Raw genomic sequence first — 23,228 nt, forward strand, 5'->3', positions numbered from 1 at the left:
TGAAGTGGGTAACGATAACGCCACTCACGATGTGGTGCAAATGGCACTAATGCAGAGTCCGCAGTGAATAAAATTGTTAATTGTAAAATTTTAAGTTATTTATTCTAAAAAGGCCCGCAATTATGCCGCGGGCCTGGAGGAGTGTAAATCAGCGCTTGCCGGCCCAGACCACCATGACTTTGTCCTCACCGTAGTCTCGTACAAACCCGTAGCCCTGAGAGAGCGACAGCGTGGTTTGTTTCCCTTCACCAATCGCCGGATGACGTGCGCGGAACTGCCCCAGTTTTTGCCAGTGCGCCAGCGTGGCGGCGGATTTTCCGGCGACATCCTGCCAGTTCATTGATGAACGCGTGCCTTGCAGCGGATCAGAACCCGTTGGGCCAAACGGGCGATTAGACTCATCGCCGTAAAAGATTTGCACTGCGCCCGGCGCGAGCAGCAGGAGTTCGGCGGCGTTGCCGCCTTGCTCGCGGAACAGTCGCGTATCATGCGATGAAAGGTAGCTCAGGACGTTAAAGCTTTGCAGCTTATCGGTCATTTGCTGCCAGATCGGGTCGATGTTGGCCAGGCAGTCGCTGGCCCTGGCGGCCTGATCCTGATAATCAAAGTTAATCATCGCGTCAAAGCCGTGTCGGTAGTAATCACTTTGCATCACGCCGTGGCCCCAGGCTTCACCCGTCATCCAGAATGGCGCATCGTCCATGGCCTTTTGCGGATTAGCTTTTTTCCAGGCTGCCAGTGCATCAACCGACTGCGATTTGAGCTGCTGCCAGGCCGCCAGCTCAACGTGCTTAGCCGTATCGACGCGGAAGCCGTCAATACCATAATCGCGTACCCATTGGCTGAGCCAGTGGGTGAGGTAGTCACGCGGTGTAAAACCGTCGACAGCGCGGGCGTGGGTATCCGCTTTGTGTTGATAGAAATTTGGCAGCCCGCTCGGGGTCGTCGATTCTGTTTTCAGATCGGGCAGAAATGCGAGCGACATGGTCAAATCATCAAAACCTGGGTTGTCGTAGTCGCCAATATCGGTGCGGATCCACGCCTTGCCCCACCATTTCTCCCATGCGGCTTTGTCGCTGAAGTTGATGTAGTCGTTAAAGCTGTGCCAGCTTTGCCCCGGGCCGGGCTTCCAGTCTGTCCAGCGCTGGCCCAGCGTTTTCGCGATCTCGTCACCTTTGAGGTATAGCGCGCCAAATTGATATTCCTGCATATCCGCCAGCGTGGCATAGCCAGTATGGTTCATGACCACGTCAAAAAGGATACGGATGCCGCGCTGGTGCGCACCATCAACCAGCGCGCGCAGGTCATCTTCGGTCCCCATATTGGCGTCGAGGCGGGTCCAGTCCTGAGTGTAGTAGCCGTGATAGGCATAGTGCGGGAAATCCCCTTTGGTGCCGCCGCCAACCCAGCCGTGAATTTGCTCGAGCGGTGAGCTGATCCACAGCGCATTGACGCCGAGTGCTTGCAGATAGTCGAGCTTGCTCGTTAATCCTTTTAGATCGCCGCCGTGGAAGGTGCCGATCTCCTGCATGCCGTCTTTATGGCGCCCATAGCTGTTGTCATTGCTGGGATCGCCGTTGACAAAACGGTCCGTAAGCACGAAATAAACGGTCGCGTTATGCCAACTGAACGGTGCAGTTGTGATGACGTCGGCGTTTTCCAGCAGCAGTAGGCCATTGCTGTTTTCTGCGGGCTGTAGCGTAATTTTGCTCTGGGTGACGATGGCGGTCTTCCCGCTATAAAAATCGCGCACAGTGCTGCCTTCTGCAAAGGTCTGACCGACATCCAGCGTCAGTGGCTTACCGTCCCAGCGCGGGCACTGGCGAATGTTCGCCTGTGCGCTGCTGTCCTGTGCCGCGCTTTGCACGGAGATAGTCAGCGTGGGCGTGCCGGAGCGGGTATCAATCTCCAGCGTATAGCTGCCGTCGCGAAACAGGCGCCACTGCGGCGCATCGCCCTGGCAAGGTTCGAGCGACAGCATCTGGTTAAGACGAATGGCGCCAGAGGGTTGCCAGCACTGTTGCTCAAGATTCACCCTCAAAGGACGGGTACCCTTTGTGAGCATTTTTTGACTGGTGAACTTCCCCGTTCCATCGGCAGAGAAGGCGGGAAAATCCTGCGCGGTCCAGCTGGCGGCATTGGCAAAAGCGGGGAGCAGTAGCGGTACAAGGGCGGCAAGCTTCATAGCGTTATCCTGTGCCAGAACGTGTTTTTCCCAGTGTGCCAGCAGGTTACCCCACTGTACTCCTCCTTCGCGAAGGAGGAGGAAAAGGGCTGAGTGATGGAGCTCAAAAAATGAGCTAAAATGAGATATGCCCGGCATTTTGTCTGCGCAATTTGTCCTATGCTGAATCGCGTCCGTTTGCTCGTTTCGGAATCGGACTATTTCTTAAGCGTGCGTTGAAGGGCTATTTTTGTTATAATTTGAGATTCAGCTCTCAATTTTATGAAATAAGAAGGCGTTGGAATGATTGCATCCGACCAGGAGACCTAATGATATCGACTCCCATTCGACGATATGGGGCCGCGATACTAATGTTACTCATCTGCACATTTTCAGGTGGGGTGTTCGCAAAAACACACACGGTAACAAAGCATCAGAAAGCCTCGGTAACAAAGACAAGTTTTAATAAGGCCAGCAGTAAACAAGAGTATTCTCGCAATAGTGTAAAGAGTAGTTCACTTCCTGATTTGCGAAAATACCCTTCCGGAACCCCAAGGAAAAGAGCGTTTCTCCGGACGGTAATGCCTTATATCACAAGTCAAAATACTGCCATCACGGCGGATCGTAACTGGTTGATTTCCAAGCAGTACGAAGGCCGTTGGTCGCCGTCTGAACGTGCGCGCCTGAAAGATATCGCCGCACGCTACAAAGTCAGCTGGAACGGCAACACCCGTAAGGTGCCGTGGAATTCGCTGCTTGAGCGCGTCGATATTATCCCGGGCAGCATGGTGGCTACGATGGCCGCAGCCGAAAGCGGCTGGGGTACGTCTAAGCTGGCCCGCGCAAATAACAACCTGTTCGGCATGAAGTGCGGCAGAGGCTGTAAAAATGGCGCAGGTTCCGTCAACGGCTACACCAAGTTCGGCTCCGTAAAAGAGTCGGTGCAGGCGTATGCAACCAACCTGAATACGCATCCGGCCTATGCCTCGTTCCGTAAGTCGCGCGCTCAGCTGCGTAAAACGGATCAGGAAGTCACCGCAACCGCGATGATCCATAAGCTGAAAGGGTATTCGACCAAAGGTTCGAGCTATAACGACTATCTGTTCGCGATGTATCAGGATAACCAGCGTCTGATTGCGGCACATATGTAATCGCTGCTGAATATCAAAAAGGCCTTCCATCGGAAGGCCTTTTTTGTGGGCGGGGGTCAGGCTTGAATCAGCGCCTCGCTGTGCTGCTCGCGATACTCTTTAGGCGTGGTGTCGTACTCTTTTTTGAATACCGAATAGAAATACTGTAGCGACGGATAGCCGCACATCTGCGAAATCTCGTTAATCGACAGCGATGTCGAAACCAGCAGGCTGCGCGCCTTTTCCAGCTTCTCGCTGTGGATCACGGCGTGAATGGTCTCACCCACTTCCTCTTTAAAGCGCTTCTCCAGATTCGATCGTGAGATGCCGACGGCGTCCAGCACCTGTTCAACCTTAATTCCCTTGCAGGCGTTATTGCGAATGTAGTGCATGGCCTGAATGACGGCCGGGTCGTTTAGGGAACGGTAGTCGGTTGAACGTCGTTCCATCACCCGCATCGGCGGCACCAGCACCCGCTGGAGCGGCAGAACCTCGTTATCGAGCAGGCGCTGCATCAGCTTGGCTGCCTGGTATCCCATCTGCCTTGCCCCCTGTGCCACTGACGAGAGCGCCACGCGGGAGAGGTAGCGGGTTAATTCTTCGTTATCAATACCGATGACGCACAGCTTTTCTGGCACCGGAATATGCAGATGTTCGCAAGCCTGCAGAATATGACGGGCGCGGGCATCGGTGACGGCAATAATGCCGGTTTGCGGCGGCAGGGTTTGCAGCCAATCGGCCAAACGATTTTGTGCATGCTGCCAGTTCTCCGGCGCGGTTTCCTGGCCCTGATAGATGACGCCGCGGTATTTTTCTTTGGCGACAATCTGGCTGAAAGCGTATTCACGCTCCTCGGCCCAGCGCTTACCGCTGGCGGTGGGTAGACCGTAGAAGGCGAAACGGTGGACGCCTTTTTCTTTAAGATGCAAAAATGCGCTTTCTACCAGCGCGTAGTTGTCGGTCGCGATGTAGTGAACGGGCGGGTACTGCTCCTGGCGGTGATAGGAGCCGCCAACGCCAACGATGGGGACGTCTACATCGGTGAGCAGCGCTTCAATAGTAGGGTCGTCATAGTCGGCGATAACGCCGTCACCCAGCCACTCTTTGATATTTTCGATTCGTGCGCGGAAATCTTCTTCAATGAAGATATCCCACTCTGACTGCGACGCCTGCAAATATTCGCCGACACCTTCAACCACCTGACGGTCAAAGGCTTTGTTGGCGTTGAATAACAGCGTCACGCGGTGACGTTTTCCAAACATGGTTCAGGGTTCCTCGCGAATCATGAGAGGTGTTGCCGATTACTGATTCGGCAACACCACGGACAGGCAATTACGCACGCCGTTTGGTCGCTGAGTCCATCCATACGGCAAGCAATAAAATCGCACCTTTCACGATATATTGCCAGAAAGTGGGGACGTCCATCATGCTCATTCCGTTGTCGAGGGACGCCATAATAAATGCCCCCATGACCGCACCGGCAACGCTGCCCACGCCGCCAGCGAGGCTGGTCCCGCCGATCACGCAGGCTGCGATGGCATCCAGCTCGGCGATGTTCCCTGCCGACGGTGAACCGGCCCCGAGACGTGAGCTCAGGATCAGCCCGGCAATTGCCACCATCAGACCATTAATGGCGAATACCGCCAGTTTGTTACGCTCAACGTTAATACCGGAGAGACGAGCGGCTTCAATGTTGCCGCCGATAGCGTAGATACGGCGGCCAAAGGCGGTACGGGTAGCCATAAACATGCCACCGAGCAGCAGCAGCGTAAGCAGCAGCACCGGCGTCGGAACGCCGCGATAATCATTCAACAGCCAGATAGCCCCCAGCACGATCACTGCCGTCAGGGCCTGACGACCCACTACGCCGGTGGAGGCAGGCGTTGACAGCCCCATCGACTGGCGGCGGACTCTGCCACGCCATTGCCAGGCGATGAATGCCATCAGCCCCACGGCGCCAAAGGTAAAACCGATGCCGTCCGGCAGATAGCTCTGACCTATTTGCGACATCGCTGCGCTGGTAGGCGACACGGTGGTACCGTTGGTGATGCCAATCAAAATGCCGCGAAATGCCAGCATCCCGGCGAGGGTGACGATAAACGACGGCACCTTACGATAGGCCACCCACCATCCGTTCCATGCGCCAAGTACCAGCCCCATCGCCAGCGTCACGATAATGGTGATCGGTAGCGGCCAGCCGAGCCAGACGTCGAAAATCGCCGCCGCTCCCCCCAACAGGCCCATCATCGAGCCGACGGAAAGGTCTATCTCAGCCGAGATAATCACAAACACCATACCCACGGCCAGAATGCCGGTAATGGCGGTCTGGCGCAGGAGGTTGGAGACGTTACGTGCGCTCAGGTAAGCGCCGTCGGTGGTCCAGGTGAAAAACAGCATGATCACAATAATGGCCGCGATCATGACGAAAACCTGTAAGTTCAGGGATTTTAGCCGCAGCGCCGGGGATGTCGCTGGGGCTGCCAGTTTCATTTCAGACGGATTGTTTTTCGACATGGCGTTCGCTCCTTAAGGCGGCTTCCATCACATTTTCCTGAGTCAGGTTATGGTTCACCAGGTTAGCTTTGAGTTTCCCTTCGTGCATGACCAGCACCCGGTCGCTGAGCCCCAGCACTTCTGGTAGCTCCGACGAGATAACGATGACGGCAATGCCTTGCTGCACCAATTGATTGATAAGCTTGTAGATTTCATATTTCGCGCCGATGTCGATACCGCGAGTGGGTTCATCAAGAATCAGGATGCGCGGGTTGAGCAGCAGACAGCGGGCCAGTATCGCCTTCTGCTGGTTGCCGCCACTCAGCCGCCCGATGGCCAGATCCGGCGAAGAGGTTTTCACCTTCAGCCGTTGTATCGATTGCAGGATGCACTGCTGTTCTTTGGCATCGTCGAGGCTGCTCAATGTTCCGCTGAAGTCGTTGAGCGCAGCCAGCGTGATATTCTTGCCTACCGCCATGACCGGCACGATGCCGTCTTTTTTGCGGTCCTCTGGCACCATCGCAATGCCGTGGCCTATCGCCTGCTGGCAGTTACGGATATCGACCTGTTTACCGTCGATAAAAACACGTCCCTCCCAGCGGCCTCGCCAGACGCCAAACAGACACTGTACCGCCTCAGTACGGCCTGCGCCGACCAATCCGGCAATGCCGAGAATCTCGCCACGTTTGAGACTGAAGGAAATGTCGTTAACGCGTTTGATATGACGATTAACCGGATGCCATGCGGTCAGGTGTTCGACGCGCAGGATCTCCTCGCCTGCGGTATGCGGTTCGCTGGGGTAGAGCGCCGTCAGCTCGCGGCCAACCATCATGGTGATGATGTCATCTTCCGTCATGTTGCTGGCGTCGCGGGTGCCGATATGCTGACCGTCGCGGATCACGCAGATCGTGTCGGATATGGCTTTGACTTCATTCAGCTTGTGCGAAATATAGATACAGGCGATGCCGTGGTTTTGTAGGTCGCGGATGATATCCAGCAGGACGGCGGTCTCCTGCTCGGTCAGCGATGCGGTGGGTTCATCGAGGATCAGCAGGCGCACCTGTTTATTGAGCGCTTTGGCAATTTCAACCAGCTGCTGCTGTCCAAGACCCAAATCACCGACGCGGGTATCGGGCGAAATCGCGAGATTGACCTGAGTCAGCAGCTTTTCGCAGCGCAGGGTCATGGTGTCGTAATCGAGCACGCCATGGCGGCTGATTTCCGCACCAAGAAAAATATTTTCCAGCACGGTCAAATGTTTAACCAGCGCCAGCTCCTGGTGAATAATAGCAATACCTTTACGTTCGGTGTCGCGAATGTGTGTCGGCTGTAGCGTTTCGCCGGCAAAAATAATTTCTCCGTCATAGCTACCATGCGGATAAATACCGCAAAGCACCTTCATTAAGGTCGATTTGCCGGAGCCGTTTTCGCCACACAGCGAAACAACTTCGCCTGGGTTTAATCTCAGGCTGACATTATCGATAGCCTTAACCACCCCGAAGGTTTTGGTAATGTTCTTCATTTCAAGTAAATATGACATAAGTACTTGTGCTCCACGTAAGCCTGGCTACCGGATATACCCGGTGGCTACGCTGCCCCGGCCTGATGGCCGGGGCATACTATTCAGAGTTCACTCTTCTTATGAAAACCATCTTTCACAACGGTATCGTCAATGTTGGTTTTATTGACTTCGATAGGGGTTAACAGGCGCGATGGAACATCTTTCAGCCCGTTATTGAGCGTGGCATCCGATTTTGGCTGCTGGCCATTACCTAACTCGACGGCAATTTCAGCGGCGCTGTTTGCCAGCAGGGTAATCGGTTTATACACGGTCATTGTTTGGGTGCCATTGAGGATTCGTTTCACCCCCGCCAGGTCAGCGTCCTGGCCGGAAATAGCCACCTTGCCCGCCAGGCCTTGCGCGCTTAACGCCTGAATGGCACCGCCTGCCGTCGCGTCGTTAGACGCGACAACCGCGTCAATTTTGTTGTTATTGGCGGTGAGGGCATTTTCCATAATCTTGAGCGCGTTTTCCGGCAACCAACCGTCAACCCATTGATCGCCGACGACTTTAATTTTGCCATCATCAATGTACGGTTTTAAGACTTTCATCTGACCGGCGCGGAACAGCTTGGCATTATTATCAACCGGCGAGCCGCCCATCAGGAAATAATTCCCCTGAGGAACCTGGTTGACCAGGCTCTGTGCCTGCATTTCGCCGACTTTTTCGTTATCGAAGGAAATATAAAAATCAATATCAGCATTATTTATCATGCGATCATAAGCTAATACTTTAATGCCTTCCTGTTTCGCTTCTTTAATGACGTTGCTAAGTACCTGGCCGTTATAAGGAATAATGACAAGGACGTCTACGCCACGGTTGATCATATTTTCGATCTGCGACATTTGCGTTTCTTCATTGCCGTTGGCTGACTGCACAAAAACCTGTGCGCCAAGCTGTTCGGCTTTATTAACAAAAATATCGCGGTCTTTTTGCCAGCGTTCGAGGCGTAGGTCATCAATGGCCATACCGATTTTAACTTCTTTGGCGCTGCTCGCCATGCTGGTGAGGAGCAGTGAGGCGCAGAGAGTGAGGCAAAGGTTCTTTATCTTCATAATCGTAATGCCTTTTGTAGGGATAAGGTGATGAGATTGGCGATAAAAGAAACGGAGATGACTTAACTCGCAGCAATTTTTTAACATGCAGGCGGCGGCTGGCAATTACAGATTTTTATCTTCCTATTACGATATTTCGTTTAATTGCTGATTTATGACCGCGATCTGATTTTCAAAATAGAGACTGAAAAATTTGCGTACATAAAATGAGGTTGATTCCATTTTATTTTGCGAGCTAGCGCACATTTGTGGATTCTCTTAATAGCAGTGTGAAATAACGTAATTGAGCGGCCGCCATTCAGAATTCACTATGACCAAACGAATTATTCCTCGCCGCCTGTCAGATTATGGAGTTCATTATGCAAGCATATTTCGACCAACTGGATCGCGTTCGTTTCGAAGGCCCAAAAACCGAAAACCCGCTGGCGTTCCGCCACTACAACCCGGACGAACTGGTGCTGGGCAAACGTATGGAAGATCACCTGCGCTTCGCCGCCTGCTACTGGCATACCTTCTGCTGGAACGGCGCGGACATGTTCGGGGTCGGCTCCTTTAATCGTCCATGGCAGCAGCCAGGTGAAGCCATCGAGCTTGCAAAACGCAAAGCCGATGTCGCTTTTGAATTCTTCCACAAGCTGAACGTACCTTACTACTGCTTCCATGACGTAGACGTCTCCCCGGAAGGCGCTAGCCTGAAAGAATACCTGAACAACTTTGCTCAGATGGTTGATGTGCTGGCGGAGAAACAGCAGCAGAGCGGCGTGAAGCTGCTGTGGGGCACCGCGAACTGCTTTACCAACCCGCGCTACGGCGCAGGTGCGGCGACGAACCCGGATCCGGAAGTGTTTAGCTGGGCGGCGACGCAGGTGTTCACCGCGATGAACGCAACCCATAAACTGGGCGGCGAAAACTACGTGCTGTGGGGCGGCCGTGAAGGTTATGAAACCCTGCTGAATACCGATCTGCGTCAGGAGCGCGAGCAGATTGGCCGCTTTATGCAGATGGTTGTTGAGCACAAACACAAAATCGGCTTCCAGGGTACGCTGTTGATTGAGCCAAAACCGCAGGAACCGACCAAACACCAGTACGATTACGATGCGTCAACCGTGTATGGCTTCCTGAAACAGTTCGGTCTGGAGAAAGAGATCAAGCTGAATATCGAAGCGAACCATGCGACGCTGGCGGGCCACTCGTTCCATCACGAAATCGCCACCGCCATCGCGCTGGGCCTGTTTGGTTCGGTTGACGCGAACCGCGGCGATGCGCAGCTGGGTTGGGATACCGACCAGTTCCCGAACAGCGTGGAAGAAAACGCGCTGGTGATGTATGAAATTTTGAAAGCGGGTGGGTTTACCACCGGCGGCCTGAACTTTGACGCCAAAGTCCGTCGCCAGAGCACCGACAAATATGACCTGTTCTATGGCCATATTGGCGCGATGGATACCATGGCGCTGTCGCTGAAAGTCGCGGCACGCATGATTGAAGGCGGCGAGCTGGATAAACGCGTTGCGAAACGCTATGCCGGCTGGAACGGCGAGCTGGGTCAGCAGATTCTTAAAGGCCAGATGTCGCTGCAGGATCTGGCGAAATATGCTGAGCAGAATCAGCTGGCGCCACAGCACCAGAGCGGGCATCAGGAGCTGCTGGAAGGGCTGGTCAATCACTACCTGTTCGACAAGTAATCTCGGTTTTTGCCGTACACCATGCCCGGGGCGTAAGCTTCCGGGCATCGTACCACCTAAAGGAGCAGTTGCGATGTATATCGGCATAGATCTAGGCACGTCTGGCGTTAAGGCCATTCTACTTGATGAGCAGGGCACCGTGCTGGCCTCGCAAACGGAAAAACTGACGGTTTCCCGTCCGCATCCACTGTGGTCCGAGCAGGATCCTGAGCACTGGTGGCAGGCGACGGATCGTGCGATGAAGGGGCTTGGGCAACAGCATAGCCTGCGCGGGGTGAAAGCCCTGGGGATTGCCGGGCAGATGCACGGCGCCACGCTGCTGGATAAGCAACAGCGCGTATTGCGACCGGCAATTTTGTGGAACGATGGTCGTTGCGCGCAGGAGTGCCAACTGCTGGAAGCGCAGGTTAAAGCCTCACGTAACATTACCGGCAACCTGATGATGCCTGGTTTCACCGCGCCGAAGCTGCTGTGGGTTCAGCGCCACGAAGCGGAGGTTTTCCGTCAGGTCGATAAAGTGCTGCTGCCGAAAGATTATCTGCGTCTGCGTATGACCGGCGATTTCGCCAGCGATATGTCGGATGCGGCAGGTACGATGTGGATGGACGTGGCGAAACGCGACTGGAGCGATGAGATGCTCGCGGCTTGCCAGTTGACCCGCGATAACATGCCCGCCCTGTTTGAAGGCTGCGGCGTAACCGGACACTTGCTGGCGTCAGTCGCCAGCGCGTGGGATATGCCTGCTGTGCCGGTAGTGGCCGGCGGTGGTGATAATGCAGCAGGAGCCGTGGGCGTCGGCATGGCGGATGCGGGCCAGGCGATGCTTTCCTTAGGCACTTCAGGAGTTTACTTCGCCGTAAGCGAAGGTTTCCTCAGTAAACCGGAAAGCGCGGTACACAGTTTCTGCCATGCGCTGCCGGGGCGCTGGCATCTGATGTCGGTGATGCTGAGTGCGGCATCCTGTCTTGACTGGGCGGCGAAGTTAACCGGTCTGGGGACGGTTCCCGCGCTGATTGCCGCGGCGGAGAAGGCCGATGTTAACGCGGGGCCGGTGTGGTTCCTACCGTATCTCTCCGGGGAGCGTACGCCGCACAATAATCCGCAGGCAAAGGGCGTGTTCTTTGGGTTAACCCACCAACATGGCCCGGCCGAGCTGGCACGTGCGGTGCTGGAGGGCGTAGGCTTTGCGCTGGCTGACGGTATGGACGTGGTGCACGCCTGCGGCGTGGAACCGAAAAGCATTACCCTTATCGGCGGCGGCGCGCGCAGCGCCTACTGGCGGCAGATGCTGGCGGATATTTGCGGTAAGCAACTGGATTACCGCACGGGTGGTGACGTCGGTCCGGCGCTGGGCGCAGCACGTCTGGCGCAACTGGCTATCCATAACGATCGTCCTTATGCTGACCTGTTGCCGCAGCTGGCGCTGGAGCAGGAGCATCGGCCGGATGCAGAGCGCGTTGCGCATTATGCGCCGCAGCGCGAGACGTTCCGCCAGATTTATCAACATCTGCAGCCATTAATGTCCTGATAAGCTTCACACCCCGCTCCGTTGAGGAGCGGGCATTTTCCCCTCTGTCTTGTCTTTATGTATTCCGAAACTGCCGCTTTTATTGTGTTGCCCCAATGTTAAGAAATCATCGTGAGCGATAATGACGACGTTGTCAGTAAGAGAGGTACGTTATGGGAACTATCGTTAAATCACCGCGTGTGGTCTTTATTGTCGGCATCGCGCTCTATTTGATGAGCATCTGGTCTGGTTGCTCGCAGCTGGAAGATAAAGCCTATTTTCTGGCGATGTTGGTACTGGGAATATTCACGATCGTGGCTTACCGACAGCCTGCGAAGATACAATTTGCTCAGTTATGCCGTCTGGTTTTATTGCTGGCGTCCGGACTGCTGCTGGTGGGGGTATGGAATATGCCGCTGGCGTTGCCCCAGAAAGGTATCGTCGTCGCGGCATGGTTTGCCTGTATGTACGGGGCGGCGCTGTGGCCGCAGCGAGAGTACGCTAGCTGACCAGCTTACGCTTATCCACGCGCTGGAGTGCGATTGAGAGCAGGAGGCTGCCCGCAAGGGTTATCGCGAAGACCCACAGGATATCCAGCGCGGGCCAGTTTTTGAGATCGATATTCCAGCTGCGCAGAAGGTAAATGATAAAGGCGTGAAACCCATAGATACCCAGAGAATGGCGAGAAATGAAGCCTAATCCCGGCAGAACGCGTTGATTGAGCGTGTTTTTAATCACGATGAATAGCGATGTCGCACAGAGAAAAACCATGGGACCACAGTAGACGTACCAGGTGTCGCCAAAGTTACCGCGCCATTGCAACTCATGCAGCGTGCCGCGCGAAATAATGCTGACGCCAGCGACAAACACTAACCCGCAGATCCACGTCAGCCCCCTGCGGTCCGTCGCCATCGTGCCCAATGCCCGGCCAAGCAGGCCGTAAAGTACGTAGTAAAAGGTATCTCCATTGATGTACAGGTTCACCGGCAGCCAGGTTGCGCCGTCGGTTTTGAGTGGCGGTGTGTTTGGGTTAGCAACAATACCGATGACCACCATCAGCGCTAACAGCATTTTGCCGCTGACGGCCTTGACCTCAATTAACGGTGAAACCAGATAAATCACCATGATGGCGAAGAAAAACCACAGATGGTAGAAAACTGGCTTTTGCAGCAGGTTCTTCAGCGACGTCTCCAGATTGATATGGGTAAAGGCGGCAATGAAGAGTAGCGCGAGAGCGCTGTAGAACAGCAGGCATAGCGCAATGCGCAGGAAATGACGCGGCTGCGCGCTGCGAGGGCCAAAAAACAGGTAGCCGGAGATCATAAAAAACAGCGGTACGCTAACGCGCGATGCAGAGTTCAGAACATTCGCCAGATCCCAACTGAGCGGGCTGATGTCGTGCGGGTGGGTCACAAACCAGGTTGTGGTATGGATCATCACTACCATCAGGCAGGCAATACCGCGTAAGTTATCAATCCAGCTAATTTTTTCTTGCATCAGATACCCTAATCTCCGCTATAAATGTATTCAGACCACGCTGCCGTGGGCGCTATTTCACTGGATAATTCTGAGTTTTGCACTCTGTGCTTGTGGAGCTGTGGTGAGATTCGCACAATGCGAAGTGTGAAAGGGTACAGCCTAAAATAACAGCCCGGTAAGATAAATAATGATGATGAAGTCTCTCTCTCCCTTGCTGGTGTTAATTCTGCTGGCTGGATGCTCGTCGGCTGAACAGCCGGTGGTGCAAAAAACGCAAAGCGCAAAAATGAATCCTGCGCGCTCGTTGAGCATGGAGCAGCTCTGCAAAGACAATGCGGCGGCACGTTATAATACGGCAGTGCAGAAGATAGACGTAACCGGATTTGAACGTTTCCAGGGCAGCTACGAGCTGCGTGGCTATACGTCACGTAATGAGAGTTTTGTCTGTTCATTCGACGCGGACGGCGGCTTTTTACACCTCTCAATGCGTTAAAACAGGCCCGGTAGCAGCAAAATCCGGCCTGTTTTTCCCAATTTTCCCTAAACAACCCCGTTTCATACTGTATATCTCGCAGCCAGCGGGTATACTGACTCCTTCCTTTAAATCCACACGTATCCAGCACGAAATCATATGCAAAAGTTTGATACCAGGACCTTCCAGGGCCTGATCCTGACCTTACAGGATTACTGGGCTCGTCAGGGCTGCACCATTGTTCAACCACTGGACATGGAAGTTGGCGCGGGCACCTCTCACCCCATGACCTGCCTGCGTGCGTTGGGGCCAGAACCGATGGCAACTGCCTACGTGCAGCCGTCCCGCCGTCCCACCGATGGCCGTTATGGCGAAAACCCGAACCGTTTACAGCACTACTACCAGTTCCAGGTGGTGATTAAGCCGTCTCCGGAAAATATTCAGGAGCTGTACCTTGGGTCTCTGAAAGAGCTGGGTATGGATCCGACCATTCACGATATTCGTTTCGTGGAAGACAACTGGGAAAACCCGACGCTGGGGGCCTGGGGTCTGGGTTGGGAAGTGTGGCTGAACGGCATGGAAGTGACGCAGTTCACCTACTTCCAGCAGGTCGGCGGCCTGGAGTGTAAGCCGGTGACCGGTGAAATCACCTACGGTCTGGAGCGTCTGGCCATGTACATTCAGGGCGTAGACAGCGTTTACGATCTGGTATGGAGCGACGGCCCGCTGGGTAAAACCACCTACGGCGACGTGTTCCATCAGAACGAAGTGGAGCAATCCACCTATAACTTCGAATACGCCGACGTCGACTTCCTGTTCTCCTGCTTTGAGCAGTATGAGAAAGAAGCCCAGCAGCTGCTGGCGCTGGAAAACCCGCTGCCGCTGCCTGCCTACGAGCGTATTCTTAAGGCTGCCCATAGCTTTAACCTGCTGGATGCGCGTAAAGCCATCTCCGTCACCGAGCGTCAGCGCTATATCCTGCGCATTCGCACCCTGACCAAAGCAGTGGCAGAAGCTTACTACGCTTCCCGTGAAGCCCTTGGCTTCCCGATGTGCAACAAGAATAAATAAGAGGCGGCCATGTCTGAGAATACTTTTCTGGTGGAAATCGGCACTGAAGAGCTGCCACCGAAAGCGCTGCGCAACCTGGCGGAATCTTTTGCGGCAAATGTAACCGCAGAGCTGGATAACGCGGGCCTCGCGCACGGTAAAGTTGAATGGTTTGCTGCCCCGCGCCGTCTGGCGCTGAAAGTGGCAAATCTGGCGGCCGCACAGGCGGATCGCGAAGTCGAAAAGCGTGGCCCGGCGATTGCCCAGGCGTTCGACGCGGAAGGTAAACCGAGCAAAGCGGCTGAAGGTTGGGCGCGCGGCTGCGGTATCACCGTCGATCAGGCCGAGCGTCTGACCACCGACAAAGGCGAATGGCTGCTGTATCGCGCACACGTTAAAGGTGAAAGCACCGAAGCGCTGCTGCCGAACATGATTGCCACCTCGCTGGCTAAGCTGCCGATTCCGAAACTGATGCGCTGGGGTGCTAACGATGTGCACTTCGTGCGTCCAGTGCACACCGTGACTCTGCTGCTGGGCGATAAAGTCGTTCCGGCTACCATTCTGGGCATTCAGTCTGACCGCATCATTCGCGGTCACCGCTTTATGGGTGAGCCTGAGTTCACTATCGACAATGCTGACCAGTATCCGCAGATTCTGCTGGAGCGCGGCATGGTGATGGCTGACTACGAAGCGCGTAAAGCTAAAATCAAAGCGGACGCCGAAGAAGCGGCTCGTAAGATTGGCGGTGTTGCTGACCTGAGTGAAAGCCTGCTGGAAGAAGTCACCTCGCTGGTGGAATGGCCGGTGGTGCTGACGGCGAAGTTTGAAGAGAAATTCCTCGCGGTACCGGCGGAAGCGCTGGTGTACACCATGAAGGGCGACCAGAAGTACTTCCCGGTTTACGACAACGCGGGCAAGCTGCTGCCAAACTTCATCTTCGTCGCGAACATCGAATCGAAAGATCCGACCCAGATTATCTCCGGTAACGAGAAGGTCGTTCGTCCGCGTCTGGCGGATGCCGAATTCTTCTTTAATACCGACCGTAAAAAGCGTCTGGAAGATAATCTGCCGCGTCTGCAAACCGTGCTGTTCCAGCAACAGCTGGGTACCCTGCGCGACAAGACTGACCGCATTCAGGCGCTGGCGGGTTGGATTGCCGGCCAGATTGGTGCTGATGTGAACCACGCTACCCGTGCGGGCCTGCTGTCTAAGTGTGACCTGATGACCAACATGGTCTTCGAGTTCACCGATACTCAGGGCGTGATGGGCATGCACTACGCGCGTCACGATGGCGAAGCGGAAGATGTGGCGGTGGCGCTTAACGAGCAGTATCAGCCGCGCTTTGCCGGTGATGATCTGCCGTCTAACCCGGTAGCCTGCGCGCTGGCGATCGCCGATAAGATGGACACCCTCGCGGGTATCTTCGGTATCGGCCAGCATCCGAAAGGCGACAAAGACCCGTTTGCGCTGCGTCGTGCCGCGCTGGGCGTGCTGCGTATTATCGTTGAGAAGAACCTCAATCTGGATCTGCAGACCCTCACCGAAGAAGCGGTACGTCTGTATGGTGACAAGCTGACCAACGCGAAAGTCGTCGATGAGGTTATCGACTTTATGCTCGGTCGTTTCCGCGCCTGGTATCAGGATGAAGGCTATAGCGTTGACACCATTCAGGCCGTGCTGGCGCGTCGTCCGACTCGTCCGGCAGACTTTGATGCGCGTATGAAGGCGGTGTCTCACTTCCGTACTCTGGAAGAGTCTTCTGCGCTGGCTGCGGCCAACAAGCGCGTATCGAACATTCTGGCGAAATCTGACGAGACGCTGAACGATATCGTTCACGCCTCCGTACTGAAAGATGCGGCGGAAATTAAGCTGGCGGGCCACCTGGTGGTGCTGCGCGACAAGCTTCAGCCGTATTTTGCCGAAGGTCGCTATCAGGAAGCGTTGATTGAACTGGCGTCATTGCGTGAGCCGGTAGACACCTTCTTCGAGAACGTGATGGTCAACGCCGACGACAAAGACGTGCGTATCAACCGTCTGACGTTGCTCTCCAAACTGCGCGAATTGTTCCTGCAGGTAGCGGATATTTCGCTGCTCCAGTAACACGAAAGCGTTAAATAAAAACCTGCCAGACGGCAGGTTTTTTTATATCTGCTGTTTTATTGCGTGAACCATTAATAATGGTCTGGTCTATATTAAATATTATTACATTGATAAATGGGAAATATTTTAGGAATACATAAAAATAAGTCAGCGCTTATTTTAAGGTAAAATACCGGTGGGTGCTTGAGACTGTTTGTCTCAGGTATTCATCGAAAGGCAAACAGAGAAAAGCCCCACCTGACTCTAAATCAGAATGAGGCCGCCTCTATGCATAGACACCATAAGGGTAGCCTCTTACTTGTTGAAAATCAACACAGGAGGCGATGGATGCCGCAAAAATCTATGTTGTATAGTTTAATAGTGATATGTCTCACTATTCTATTATTTACCTGGATGGTTCGTGATTCATTATGTGAATTGCATATTAAGCAAGGCCATACTGAATTAGCGGCATCTTTAGCCTGCGATATTAAACAGTAAGGGCTTATGGCGGGGATTATCCCCGCCATTCTGACGGTGTGATGCATTCTCAATGTACCCGATTAGATTGAGCTAAATAATATAAAAGCCTCCTGCATGCGGGAGGCTTTTTTCTTTCGGCGTCGCATGCTGAGTAAAAAATAGTCTTGAAATCCACCGGGCAATACGTTTATCCTTTGCCGCGACGAATCCCTCGTCTCACTGAGGCACACTGAAAATGGACAAACACACCTGCTGAATTCGAATCCTTGCCGGGCACATGCTGCGGGCAGGGGGGTTATTGATTTCACTCAGGAGTGCTTATGGCCCATTGTGCGCAATCCCCTTCTTTTATTTTGCATCAAGTCACCTGTCAGTTAGCGACGGGCGATACTCTTTTTGGCCCGCTGAATCTGTCGCTGGAGCGGTCGCGGTGCGGCTTGGTCGGGCGTAACGGCGTGGGTAAAACCCGTTTACTGCGCCTGCTGGCGGGTAAAGAACTCCCTTCTGAGGGACATATTGAGTCGCTCTCTTCATGGGCATATGTGGCGCAGCAACATGTCATAACCGCTGAGACGACGCTGTCTACGCTGCTCGGCTATGACATGCACTTTGCCGCGTTGCAGCGTATGGCGAGCGGCAACGGGCAGGCCGAAGATGTTGAGCTACTCGATGGCTATTGGGATCTGTCCGACCGCCTGAACACCGCGTTTCAGGCGGCGGGGCTGGGCGGCTTTGACCCGATGCGTCCTGCGATTTCGCTCAGCGGCGGCGAACGGGTGAAAGCGCTGCTTTGTGCGGCGTTTACCTCGGGGGCGGACTCTTTACTCCTCGATGAACCGACCAACCACCTCGATCGCTCCGGGCGCGAGTGGTTTTACCGCCAGCTTGATGAGTGGCGAGGCGGTGCGCTTATCGCCAGTCACGATCGCGAACTGCTGGCACGAATGCCGCGTATCCTTGAGTTGACGGCTTCGGCCCTACGCAGCTACGGCGGCAACTATGCGGATTATCAGCAACAGCGTGATACTGAACAGGCGGCGGCGAGTGCGGCGCTGGATCATGCCCGGACCGAACGGCGTCGCGTTCGGGCGCGTTTGCAAAAGGAGCATGATGATTGCCAGCGGCGTTCGGCGAAAACCCTGCGTACCGTAGATAGCCTGAATATCGCTTCTTTTGAACGCGTAAAGTACAAAGGCGCGGCACGCGAAAGGCCAGGCACGTTGCTCAATCAGCATCGGCAGCAACATGTGGCGCTTAATGATGCGGTGACACAGGCGCGAGAGCGTGTGGAAGACGACGCCCCGGTCATGTTTACCCTACCTGGAAGTCAGGTGGCGGCGAGCAAGCAGGTGTTGGTGCTGGAGTCGATGCAGTTGGCTCATTCGTCGACTCCGCCTCTCAACTGGCGGCTGGACGGCCCGATGCGTGTGGCGCTTCGTGGCCCCAACGGTTGTGGAAAAACGACGTTGCTGAAAACGCTGATGGGGCTGGCGTCACCGCTGAGCGGGTGTTATCAGCTATCGGTCAACGCCGCCTGGCTGGATCAACATCTTACTCAACTGGATCTCTCTTTGTCGGTTATGGCCCATCTGCGGGCGGGGGAGACGCCATTAGAGGAGGGCGCGCTGCGGACCCGGCTGGCACAGCTTCAACTGGGCGCAGATAAGGTTAATCTGCCGCTGGCGACGCTGAGCGGCGGCGAACGCTTAAAGGCGGCGCTGGCTTGTGTGTTGTGGCGTCGGGCATCGACGCAGCTTTTGCTGTTGGATGAGCCCACCAACCATCTCGATCTGGCATCGGTGCAGGCGATTGAGGCGGCGTTAGCGGGGTTTCCCGGCGCGATGATTGTGGCGTCGCACGATGAAGCGTTTTTACAGGGGTTGCGGCTGACACACAGCCTGACGTGGCAAGAGAGCGGCTGGGTTTTTACGACGTTATAAATAAAAAAATCCCCGCCATAAGGCAGGGATTTATAATTCTTAGCGGCGTGAACTTACAGAGAAGTTACGTTGCCAGCTGCCGGGCCTTTAGCGCCGTTTTCGATGGTGAAGGAAACTTTCTGACCTTCGTCCAGGGATTTGTAGCCATCGTTCTGGATAGCAGAGAAGTGTACGAACACGTCTTTAGAACCATCGTCAGGAGTGATGAAGCCGAAACCTTTGTCAGCGTTGAACCATTTTACGATACCAGTCATTTTACCGGACATAGAAATTACCTTTAGAAATTAATTGAGCCTTACGGCGATATGGCATGCTTTACAGAATTTAAAGCGTAAAGGAAATGTCGCTACGAGGGGTACCAATGGATAACCTTGAAGGGAACTGCTTTACTCAACTGCTTTGTGGTCTGTATGTCAAACCGTGGAGGCATTAACGCATACTTCAGACCTCAAAAGCAAACGTTATCTGCCCATATTTTTCAACGGACCGGGAATGTTCGGCGATCGAGTTCACGCTAATATACTGATAAATAGGTAGACTTAGGCTTATATGAGCGTTTGTAAAAAAACGTCATGAGACCCCGGCAGGCTGGCTGCCGGGGCAAGAATTAGGCTTTTTGCGCCGACTTCGGCAGCGATGCCGGGCCGCTGGCACCTTGATTCTGCTGATGTTTACTGGCTACGTGTTTGATCATCAGCGCAATCGCGGACAGCACCGCCGGGATAGCCAGCAGGGCGAAAATGGTTTTAAAGGACAGCTCGGCCTGCATCAGGAATGCGCCGCTGAAGGCGCCAAGAATCCCCCCGAAGCGACCCAGCCCCAGCATCCAGGCGACGCCGGTAGCGCGCCCCTGCGTTGGGTAGAACCCGGCGGCAAGCGCGGGCATTGACGACTGCGCGCCGTTCATGATGGTGCCAGCGATAAACACCATCACGCCCATCAGGACCAGGCTGCTGGTTGAGAAACCCACCAGGCAGACAAAAACGCCGGTCAGCAGATACCCTACTGCCACCACCTTATTGGGGTTAATTTTGTCCATCAGCGCGCCCAGTACCAGCACGCCAATACCGCCACCCAGCGGGAACAGAGCGGTAATGACCGAAGCCTGACTCAGGGTCGCGCCGGTTTCGCGGATCAGCAGCGGCAGCCAGCTGGTCAGCAGATAGAAAATCAGCAGCCCCATGAAGTAGGTCAGACACAGCATGATGGTGCCTACGAGGTAGCGTGGGGAGAAAATCACGCCCAGCGCGGACTGCTCTTTCACCTGGCCGACCTCCTGTAACACAAAGTACGTGTTGTCAGGCAGCGGCGCGATGCGGCGCAAAATGCGGGCAATCTGCTGTTGAGGCTGATTTTTTACCGCCAGATAACGCGCGGACTCCGGCAGCAGGAAAATAAGCGCTACGGCCAGCGCCAGCGGCATCATGCCACCGAGAATCAGCACGCTCTGCCAGCCATAGTGTGGGATCAACCATGCGGAGATAAAGCCGCCCATTGAGGAGCCAATCGGGAAACCGACGAACATCAGGTTCACCAGCAGCGCGCGACGGCGTTCGGGTGCGTATTCGCTCATCAGCGTCGCGGCGTTAGGCATTGCCGCCCCCAGCCCCAGGCCGGTTAAGAAACGCAGGATGGTCAGCTGCGTCAGCGAGGTGGCGAACGCGGTAATCAAACTGAAGCCGCCAAAAACCAGAATGGACAGGACCAGCACTTTTTTACGGCCGATACGGTCAGCCATTGGGCCTGCGGTTAATGCGCCCACGGCGAGACCAACCAGCGCGGCACTCATCACGGGGCCGAGATCGGACTTCTGCACGCCCCATTCTTGTACCAGGTCAGAGGCAATAAAGCCGATAATGGCGGTATCAAACCCATCCATGGCGACGGTCACAAAGCACAGCACCAGAATCATCCACTGATACTTTGAGAAAGGATGGCGGTTGATAAAAGCCTGAATATCCGTTGTTGTCTGTGTTGTCATGCGGTAATTCCTGCTAAGCGTTGTCAGAGAGCGGGTTTATCCTCTTGTCTCTCTCACGGGTAATGAGGTGTTTGGGCGATTATCGAACGTATTGTCGTTAATCGTTCATTTAATCAAATCACTTACCCGGCCTTCCCACAACGTACCGCCCGGCGGAAGTGTGCGATTATCGTTCCCTATGCTCTCGAGGAAACGCTGATTTAACAAAAAATGATTTAATATCATTATATTAGAGTGCTTTCTCTTATCTGATTTCATTGTCATAAATGTGATGGATGCAACAGGTTGTTAACATTTCTACAGAACGGCGGGGGAACGTATGAAAAAGGTATCTTGCGACGCGGCTCTGGACTATCCTTGTCACCGTTAGGCACGCGTGTGCCGGTTTGCGCTTTTTTTGGCTGAAGGAGTAAGAAAATGGCGACAGGAAAGTCCTGCTCTCGCTGGTTTGCGCCTGTTGCGGCGTTGTTGATGGTTGTTAGCCTGAGTGGGTGTTTTGATAAGGAAGGCGATCAGCGTAAAGCATTCGTCGATTTCCTGCAGAATACAGTAATGCGTGGCGGTGAACGCCTGCCAACGCTGACCGCTGACCAGAAAAAACAATTCGGTCCGTTTGTGTCCGACTACGCCGTCATTTATGGCTATTCACAGCAGGTAAGTCAGGCGATGGACGCGGGTCTGCGCCCGGTTGTTGACAGCGTGAACGCTATTCGCGTACCGCAGGATTACATGACCCAGCGCGAGCCGCTGCGTCAGGCAAATGGTTCGCTGGGCGTACTGAGCCAGCAGCTGCAAAACGCCAAAATGCAGGCCGATGCCGCACACGCTGCGCTGAAGCAGGCGGACGATCTGAAGCCGGTCTTCGATCAGGTCTATAGCAAAGTGGTTACCGCCCCGTCGCAAGCGCTGGAGCCGCTGATCCCTGCCGCGCAGGTCTTCACCCAGCAGCTGGTGCAGGTTGGCGACTTTGTTGCTCAGCAAGGTACGCAGGTGAGTTTTGTGGCGAACGGTATTCAGTTCCCGACGTCACAGCAGGCAAGCCAGTATAACGCGCTGATTGGCCCGCTAGCCGCGCAGCACCAGGCCTTTAGCCAGGCATGGACGGCAGCAGTAAACGCCACGAAATAAGCATAATGACAGCCCGGCACCCGCCGGGCTGTGTCGTTTTATCCCGCAACCTGCGGGTTCACGCAGTTCTTCTCTACCTTCCCTTGCAGCGCATCAATCAAGTTATCGACCGCGCAGGCCGCCATGTTGTAGCGGGTTTCGTGCGTTGCGGAGCCAATATGCGGCAGGGCGACGACGTTGGGCATCTTCAGCAGCGGGGAGCTGGCCGGCAGCGGTTCCTGCTCGAAGACGTCCAGCCCTGCGGCGTGGATATCGCCGTTACGCAGCGCGGAGATCAGCGCCTTCTCGTCGACCACCGGGCCACGCCCCGCGTTGATAAAGATAGCGGAGGACTTCATGCGCGCAAACTGCTCGGCGCCGAACAGATGGTACGTTTCATCGGTCAGCGGCAGGATCAGGCAGACAAAATCGGCTTCATCCAGCAGCGTGTTGAGGTCGCAGTAGCGAGCGTTGAAACGCTCCTCTGCCTGCTCGTGGCGACGGCGTGCGTTGTAAAGAATCGGCATATTGAAGCCGAAATGGGCACGCTGTGCCAGCGCCATCCCGATGCGGCCCATGCCGACAATCCCCAGCGTTTTATGGTGCACATCGATGCCAAACCAGTCCGGACCGATGCTCTTCGTCCACTCACCGCCTTTCACGCGCTCGGCCACTTCGACCACACGACGAGCGGAGCTGAGTACCAGCGCCATTACCGTGTCGGCGACCGTTTCGGTCAGCACCGTCGGCGTGTGCATCAGCAGCACGCGACGGGCGTTAAGCGCCTCGACGTCAAAATTATCGTAGCCCACGGAGATGGTGGACGTCGCGCGAAGCTTCGGCATCTTCTCCAGCAGGGCGGTATTGACGGCTTCGCTTGAGCCCAGCAGGCCTTCCGCGTTGGCGAATGCCTGAGCGTGTTGCGCCACCGTCTCCGGGCGTAGGTTAGGTACCTGGGTAACGGAAAAATGTTCTTCCAGGCGACGTAGCAAATCGTCAGGTAACGCTTTATAGAGAATAATGGACGGCTTCATGCGAATCTCCG

General features: G+C 54.8%; 19 protein-coding genes. 10 read left to right on the forward strand and 9 right to left on the reverse strand.

Going from position 1 to position 23,228, the window contains the following annotated elements; genetic code table 11:
* Positions 1-148 precede the first annotated feature (148 nt).
* Positions 149-2,185 (reverse strand): alpha-amylase, encoded by a 2,037-nt coding sequence (locus ABTW00_RS01060; protein ID WP_433638274.1) that lies wholly within the window; start codon positions 2,183-2,185, stop codon positions 149-151.
* 308 nt (positions 2,186-2,493) lie between these two features.
* Between ABTW00_RS01060 and ABTW00_RS01065 the strand changes: the two genes are divergently transcribed.
* Positions 2,494-3,315: a protein bax gene (locus ABTW00_RS01065; protein ID WP_433638276.1), complete on the forward strand. Its 822-nt coding sequence runs from the start codon at positions 2,494-2,496 to the stop codon at positions 3,313-3,315.
* Positions 3,316-3,371: 56 nt separating this feature from the next.
* Here ABTW00_RS01065 and xylR read toward each other — a convergent pair whose 3' ends face one another.
* The 4 genes from xylR to xylF form a co-directional block, all read right to left on the reverse strand.
* Positions 3,372-4,556 carry a D-xylose utilization transcriptional activator XylR gene (xylR, locus tag ABTW00_RS01070; RefSeq protein ID WP_271446707.1) on the reverse strand — a complete coding sequence of 395 codons (1,185 nt, stop codon included), beginning with the start codon at positions 4,554-4,556 and terminating at the stop codon, positions 3,372-3,374.
* 70 nt (positions 4,557-4,626) lie between these two features.
* Positions 4,627-5,808, reverse strand: coding sequence for a xylose ABC transporter permease XylH (xylH, locus tag ABTW00_RS01075; RefSeq protein WP_433638278.1), 1,182 nt, complete (start codon positions 5,806-5,808; stop codon positions 4,627-4,629).
* Positions 5,786-7,327: a xylose ABC transporter ATP-binding protein gene (locus tag ABTW00_RS01080; protein ID WP_065357201.1), complete on the reverse strand. Its 1,542-nt coding sequence runs from the start codon at positions 7,325-7,327 to the stop codon at positions 5,786-5,788. Before ABTW00_RS01080 ends, xylH begins: the two co-directional genes overlap by 23 nt.
* Before the next feature lie 83 nt (positions 7,328-7,410).
* On the reverse strand, positions 7,411-8,403 hold the full coding sequence (gene xylF / locus ABTW00_RS01085; protein ID WP_065357200.1) for a D-xylose ABC transporter substrate-binding protein: 993 nt from the start codon (positions 8,401-8,403) through the stop codon (positions 7,411-7,413).
* 359 nt (positions 8,404-8,762) lie between these two features.
* Here xylF and xylA point away from each other — a divergent pair, with 359 nt between their 5' ends.
* The 3 genes from xylA (at position 8,763) to ABTW00_RS01100 (ending at position 12,101) form a co-directional block, all read left to right on the forward strand.
* On the forward strand, positions 8,763-10,085 hold the full coding sequence (xylA, locus tag ABTW00_RS01090; protein ID WP_064541113.1) for a xylose isomerase: 1,323 nt from the start codon (positions 8,763-8,765) through the stop codon (positions 10,083-10,085).
* Positions 10,086-10,158: 73 nt separating this feature from the next.
* On the forward strand, positions 10,159-11,613 hold the full coding sequence (gene xylB, locus ABTW00_RS01095; protein WP_433638282.1) for a xylulokinase: 1,455 nt from the start codon (positions 10,159-10,161) through the stop codon (positions 11,611-11,613).
* Between the two features lie 152 nt (positions 11,614-11,765).
* Positions 11,766-12,101 carry a YiaA/YiaB family inner membrane protein gene (locus tag ABTW00_RS01100; RefSeq protein WP_065357198.1) on the forward strand — a complete coding sequence of 112 codons (336 nt, stop codon included), beginning with the start codon at positions 11,766-11,768 and terminating at the stop codon, positions 12,099-12,101.
* On the opposite strand, the gene ABTW00_RS01105 is transcribed toward ABTW00_RS01100, so the two are convergent.
* Positions 12,094-13,089, reverse strand: a complete 996-nt coding sequence (locus ABTW00_RS01105) for an acyltransferase (RefSeq protein WP_433638285.1) — start codon at positions 13,087-13,089, stop codon at positions 12,094-12,096. The genes ABTW00_RS01100 and ABTW00_RS01105 overlap by 8 nt on opposite strands.
* Positions 13,090-13,258: 169 nt before the next feature.
* On the opposite strand from ABTW00_RS01105, the gene ABTW00_RS01110 reads away from it, so the two are divergent.
* The 5 genes from ABTW00_RS01110 to ABTW00_RS01130 all read left to right on the forward strand — a co-directional run bounded on the left by ABTW00_RS01110 (position 13,259) and on the right by ABTW00_RS01130 (position 19,095).
* Positions 13,259-13,564 (forward strand): YsaB family lipoprotein, encoded by a 306-nt coding sequence (locus tag ABTW00_RS01110; RefSeq protein ID WP_064541125.1) that lies wholly within the window; start codon positions 13,259-13,261, stop codon positions 13,562-13,564.
* Positions 13,565-13,702: 138 nt separating this feature from the next.
* Positions 13,703-14,614: a glycine--tRNA ligase subunit alpha gene (gene glyQ / locus ABTW00_RS01115; RefSeq protein ID WP_004106786.1), complete on the forward strand. Its 912-nt coding sequence runs from the start codon at positions 13,703-13,705 to the stop codon at positions 14,612-14,614.
* Positions 14,615-14,623: 9 nt separating this feature from the next.
* Positions 14,624-16,693 (forward strand): glycine--tRNA ligase subunit beta, encoded by a 2,070-nt coding sequence (gene glyS, locus ABTW00_RS01120; RefSeq protein ID WP_064541128.1) that lies wholly within the window; start codon positions 14,624-14,626, stop codon positions 16,691-16,693.
* 327 nt (positions 16,694-17,020) lie between these two features.
* Complete coding sequence (hokA, locus tag ABTW00_RS01125; protein WP_122983161.1) at positions 17,021-17,173, forward strand: type I toxin-antitoxin system toxin HokA; 153 nt, start codon at positions 17,021-17,023, stop codon at positions 17,171-17,173.
* 302 nt (positions 17,174-17,475) lie between these two features.
* Positions 17,476-19,095: an ABC-F family ATP-binding cassette domain-containing protein gene (locus ABTW00_RS01130; protein WP_433638290.1), complete on the forward strand. Its 1,620-nt coding sequence runs from the start codon at positions 17,476-17,478 to the stop codon at positions 19,093-19,095.
* Between the two features lie 53 nt (positions 19,096-19,148).
* On the opposite strand, the gene cspE is transcribed toward ABTW00_RS01130, so the two are convergent.
* On the reverse strand, positions 19,149-19,361 hold the full coding sequence (cspE, locus tag ABTW00_RS01135) for a transcription antiterminator/RNA stability regulator CspE (RefSeq protein WP_035893107.1): 213 nt from the start codon (positions 19,359-19,361) through the stop codon (positions 19,149-19,151).
* Between the two features lie 341 nt (positions 19,362-19,702).
* Complete coding sequence (locus ABTW00_RS01140) at positions 19,703-21,076, reverse strand: MFS transporter (RefSeq protein ID WP_433638293.1); 1,374 nt, start codon at positions 21,074-21,076, stop codon at positions 19,703-19,705.
* Between the two features lie 417 nt (positions 21,077-21,493).
* Between ABTW00_RS01140 and ABTW00_RS01145 the strand changes: the two genes are divergently transcribed.
* A complete protein-coding gene (locus ABTW00_RS01145) occupies positions 21,494-22,204 on the forward strand; it encodes a DUF3053 domain-containing protein (RefSeq protein WP_064541137.1) in 711 nt (236 codons plus the stop codon).
* Positions 22,205-22,242: 38 nt separating this feature from the next.
* Here ABTW00_RS01145 and ghrB read toward each other — a convergent pair whose 3' ends face one another.
* Complete coding sequence (ghrB, locus tag ABTW00_RS01150; protein ID WP_065358353.1) at positions 22,243-23,217, reverse strand: glyoxylate/hydroxypyruvate reductase GhrB; 975 nt, start codon at positions 23,215-23,217, stop codon at positions 22,243-22,245.
* Positions 23,218-23,228 lie beyond the last annotated feature (11 nt).

It is taken from the genome of Kluyvera georgiana, from assembly GCF_050990895.1.
In the GTDB taxonomy this organism is placed as follows: Bacteria; Pseudomonadota; Gammaproteobacteria; order Enterobacterales; family Enterobacteriaceae; genus Kluyvera; species Kluyvera georgiana.

Excerpts from the sequence above, each read along its gene's own strand:
- ABTW00_RS01060 (WP_433638274.1), bottom strand. The coding sequence starts at position 2,185 with ATGAAGCTTGCCGCCCTTGTACCGCTACTGCTCCCCGCTTTTGCCAAT.
- ABTW00_RS01065 (WP_433638276.1), top strand. The coding sequence starts at position 2,494 with ATGATATCGACTCCCATTCGACGATATGGGGCCGCGATACTAATGTTA.
- xylR (WP_271446707.1), bottom strand. The coding sequence starts at position 4,556 with ATGTTTGGAAAACGTCACCGCGTGACGCTGTTATTCAACGCCAACAAA.
- xylH (WP_433638278.1), bottom strand. The coding sequence starts at position 5,808 with ATGTCGAAAAACAATCCGTCTGAAATGAAACTGGCAGCCCCAGCGACA.
- ABTW00_RS01080 (WP_065357201.1), bottom strand. The coding sequence starts at position 7,327 with ATGTCATATTTACTTGAAATGAAGAACATTACCAAAACCTTCGGGGTG.
- xylF (WP_065357200.1), bottom strand. The coding sequence starts at position 8,403 with ATGAAGATAAAGAACCTTTGCCTCACTCTCTGCGCCTCACTGCTCCTC.
- xylA (WP_064541113.1), top strand. The coding sequence starts at position 8,763 with ATGCAAGCATATTTCGACCAACTGGATCGCGTTCGTTTCGAAGGCCCA.
- xylB (WP_433638282.1), top strand. The coding sequence starts at position 10,159 with ATGTATATCGGCATAGATCTAGGCACGTCTGGCGTTAAGGCCATTCTA.
- ABTW00_RS01100 (WP_065357198.1), top strand. The coding sequence starts at position 11,766 with ATGGGAACTATCGTTAAATCACCGCGTGTGGTCTTTATTGTCGGCATC.
- ABTW00_RS01105 (WP_433638285.1), bottom strand. The coding sequence starts at position 13,089 with ATGCAAGAAAAAATTAGCTGGATTGATAACTTACGCGGTATTGCCTGC.
- ABTW00_RS01110 (WP_064541125.1), top strand. The coding sequence starts at position 13,259 with ATGATGATGAAGTCTCTCTCTCCCTTGCTGGTGTTAATTCTGCTGGCT.
- glyQ (WP_004106786.1), top strand. The coding sequence starts at position 13,703 with ATGCAAAAGTTTGATACCAGGACCTTCCAGGGCCTGATCCTGACCTTA.
- glyS (WP_064541128.1), top strand. The coding sequence starts at position 14,624 with ATGTCTGAGAATACTTTTCTGGTGGAAATCGGCACTGAAGAGCTGCCA.
- hokA (WP_122983161.1), top strand. The coding sequence starts at position 17,021 with ATGCCGCAAAAATCTATGTTGTATAGTTTAATAGTGATATGTCTCACT.
- ABTW00_RS01130 (WP_433638290.1), top strand. The coding sequence starts at position 17,476 with ATGGCCCATTGTGCGCAATCCCCTTCTTTTATTTTGCATCAAGTCACC.
- cspE (WP_035893107.1), bottom strand. The coding sequence starts at position 19,361 with ATGTCCGGTAAAATGACTGGTATCGTAAAATGGTTCAACGCTGACAAA.
- ABTW00_RS01140 (WP_433638293.1), bottom strand. The coding sequence starts at position 21,076 with ATGACAACACAGACAACAACGGATATTCAGGCTTTTATCAACCGCCAT.
- ABTW00_RS01145 (WP_064541137.1), top strand. The coding sequence starts at position 21,494 with ATGGCGACAGGAAAGTCCTGCTCTCGCTGGTTTGCGCCTGTTGCGGCG.
- ghrB (WP_065358353.1), bottom strand. The coding sequence starts at position 23,217 with ATGAAGCCGTCCATTATTCTCTATAAAGCGTTACCTGACGATTTGCTA.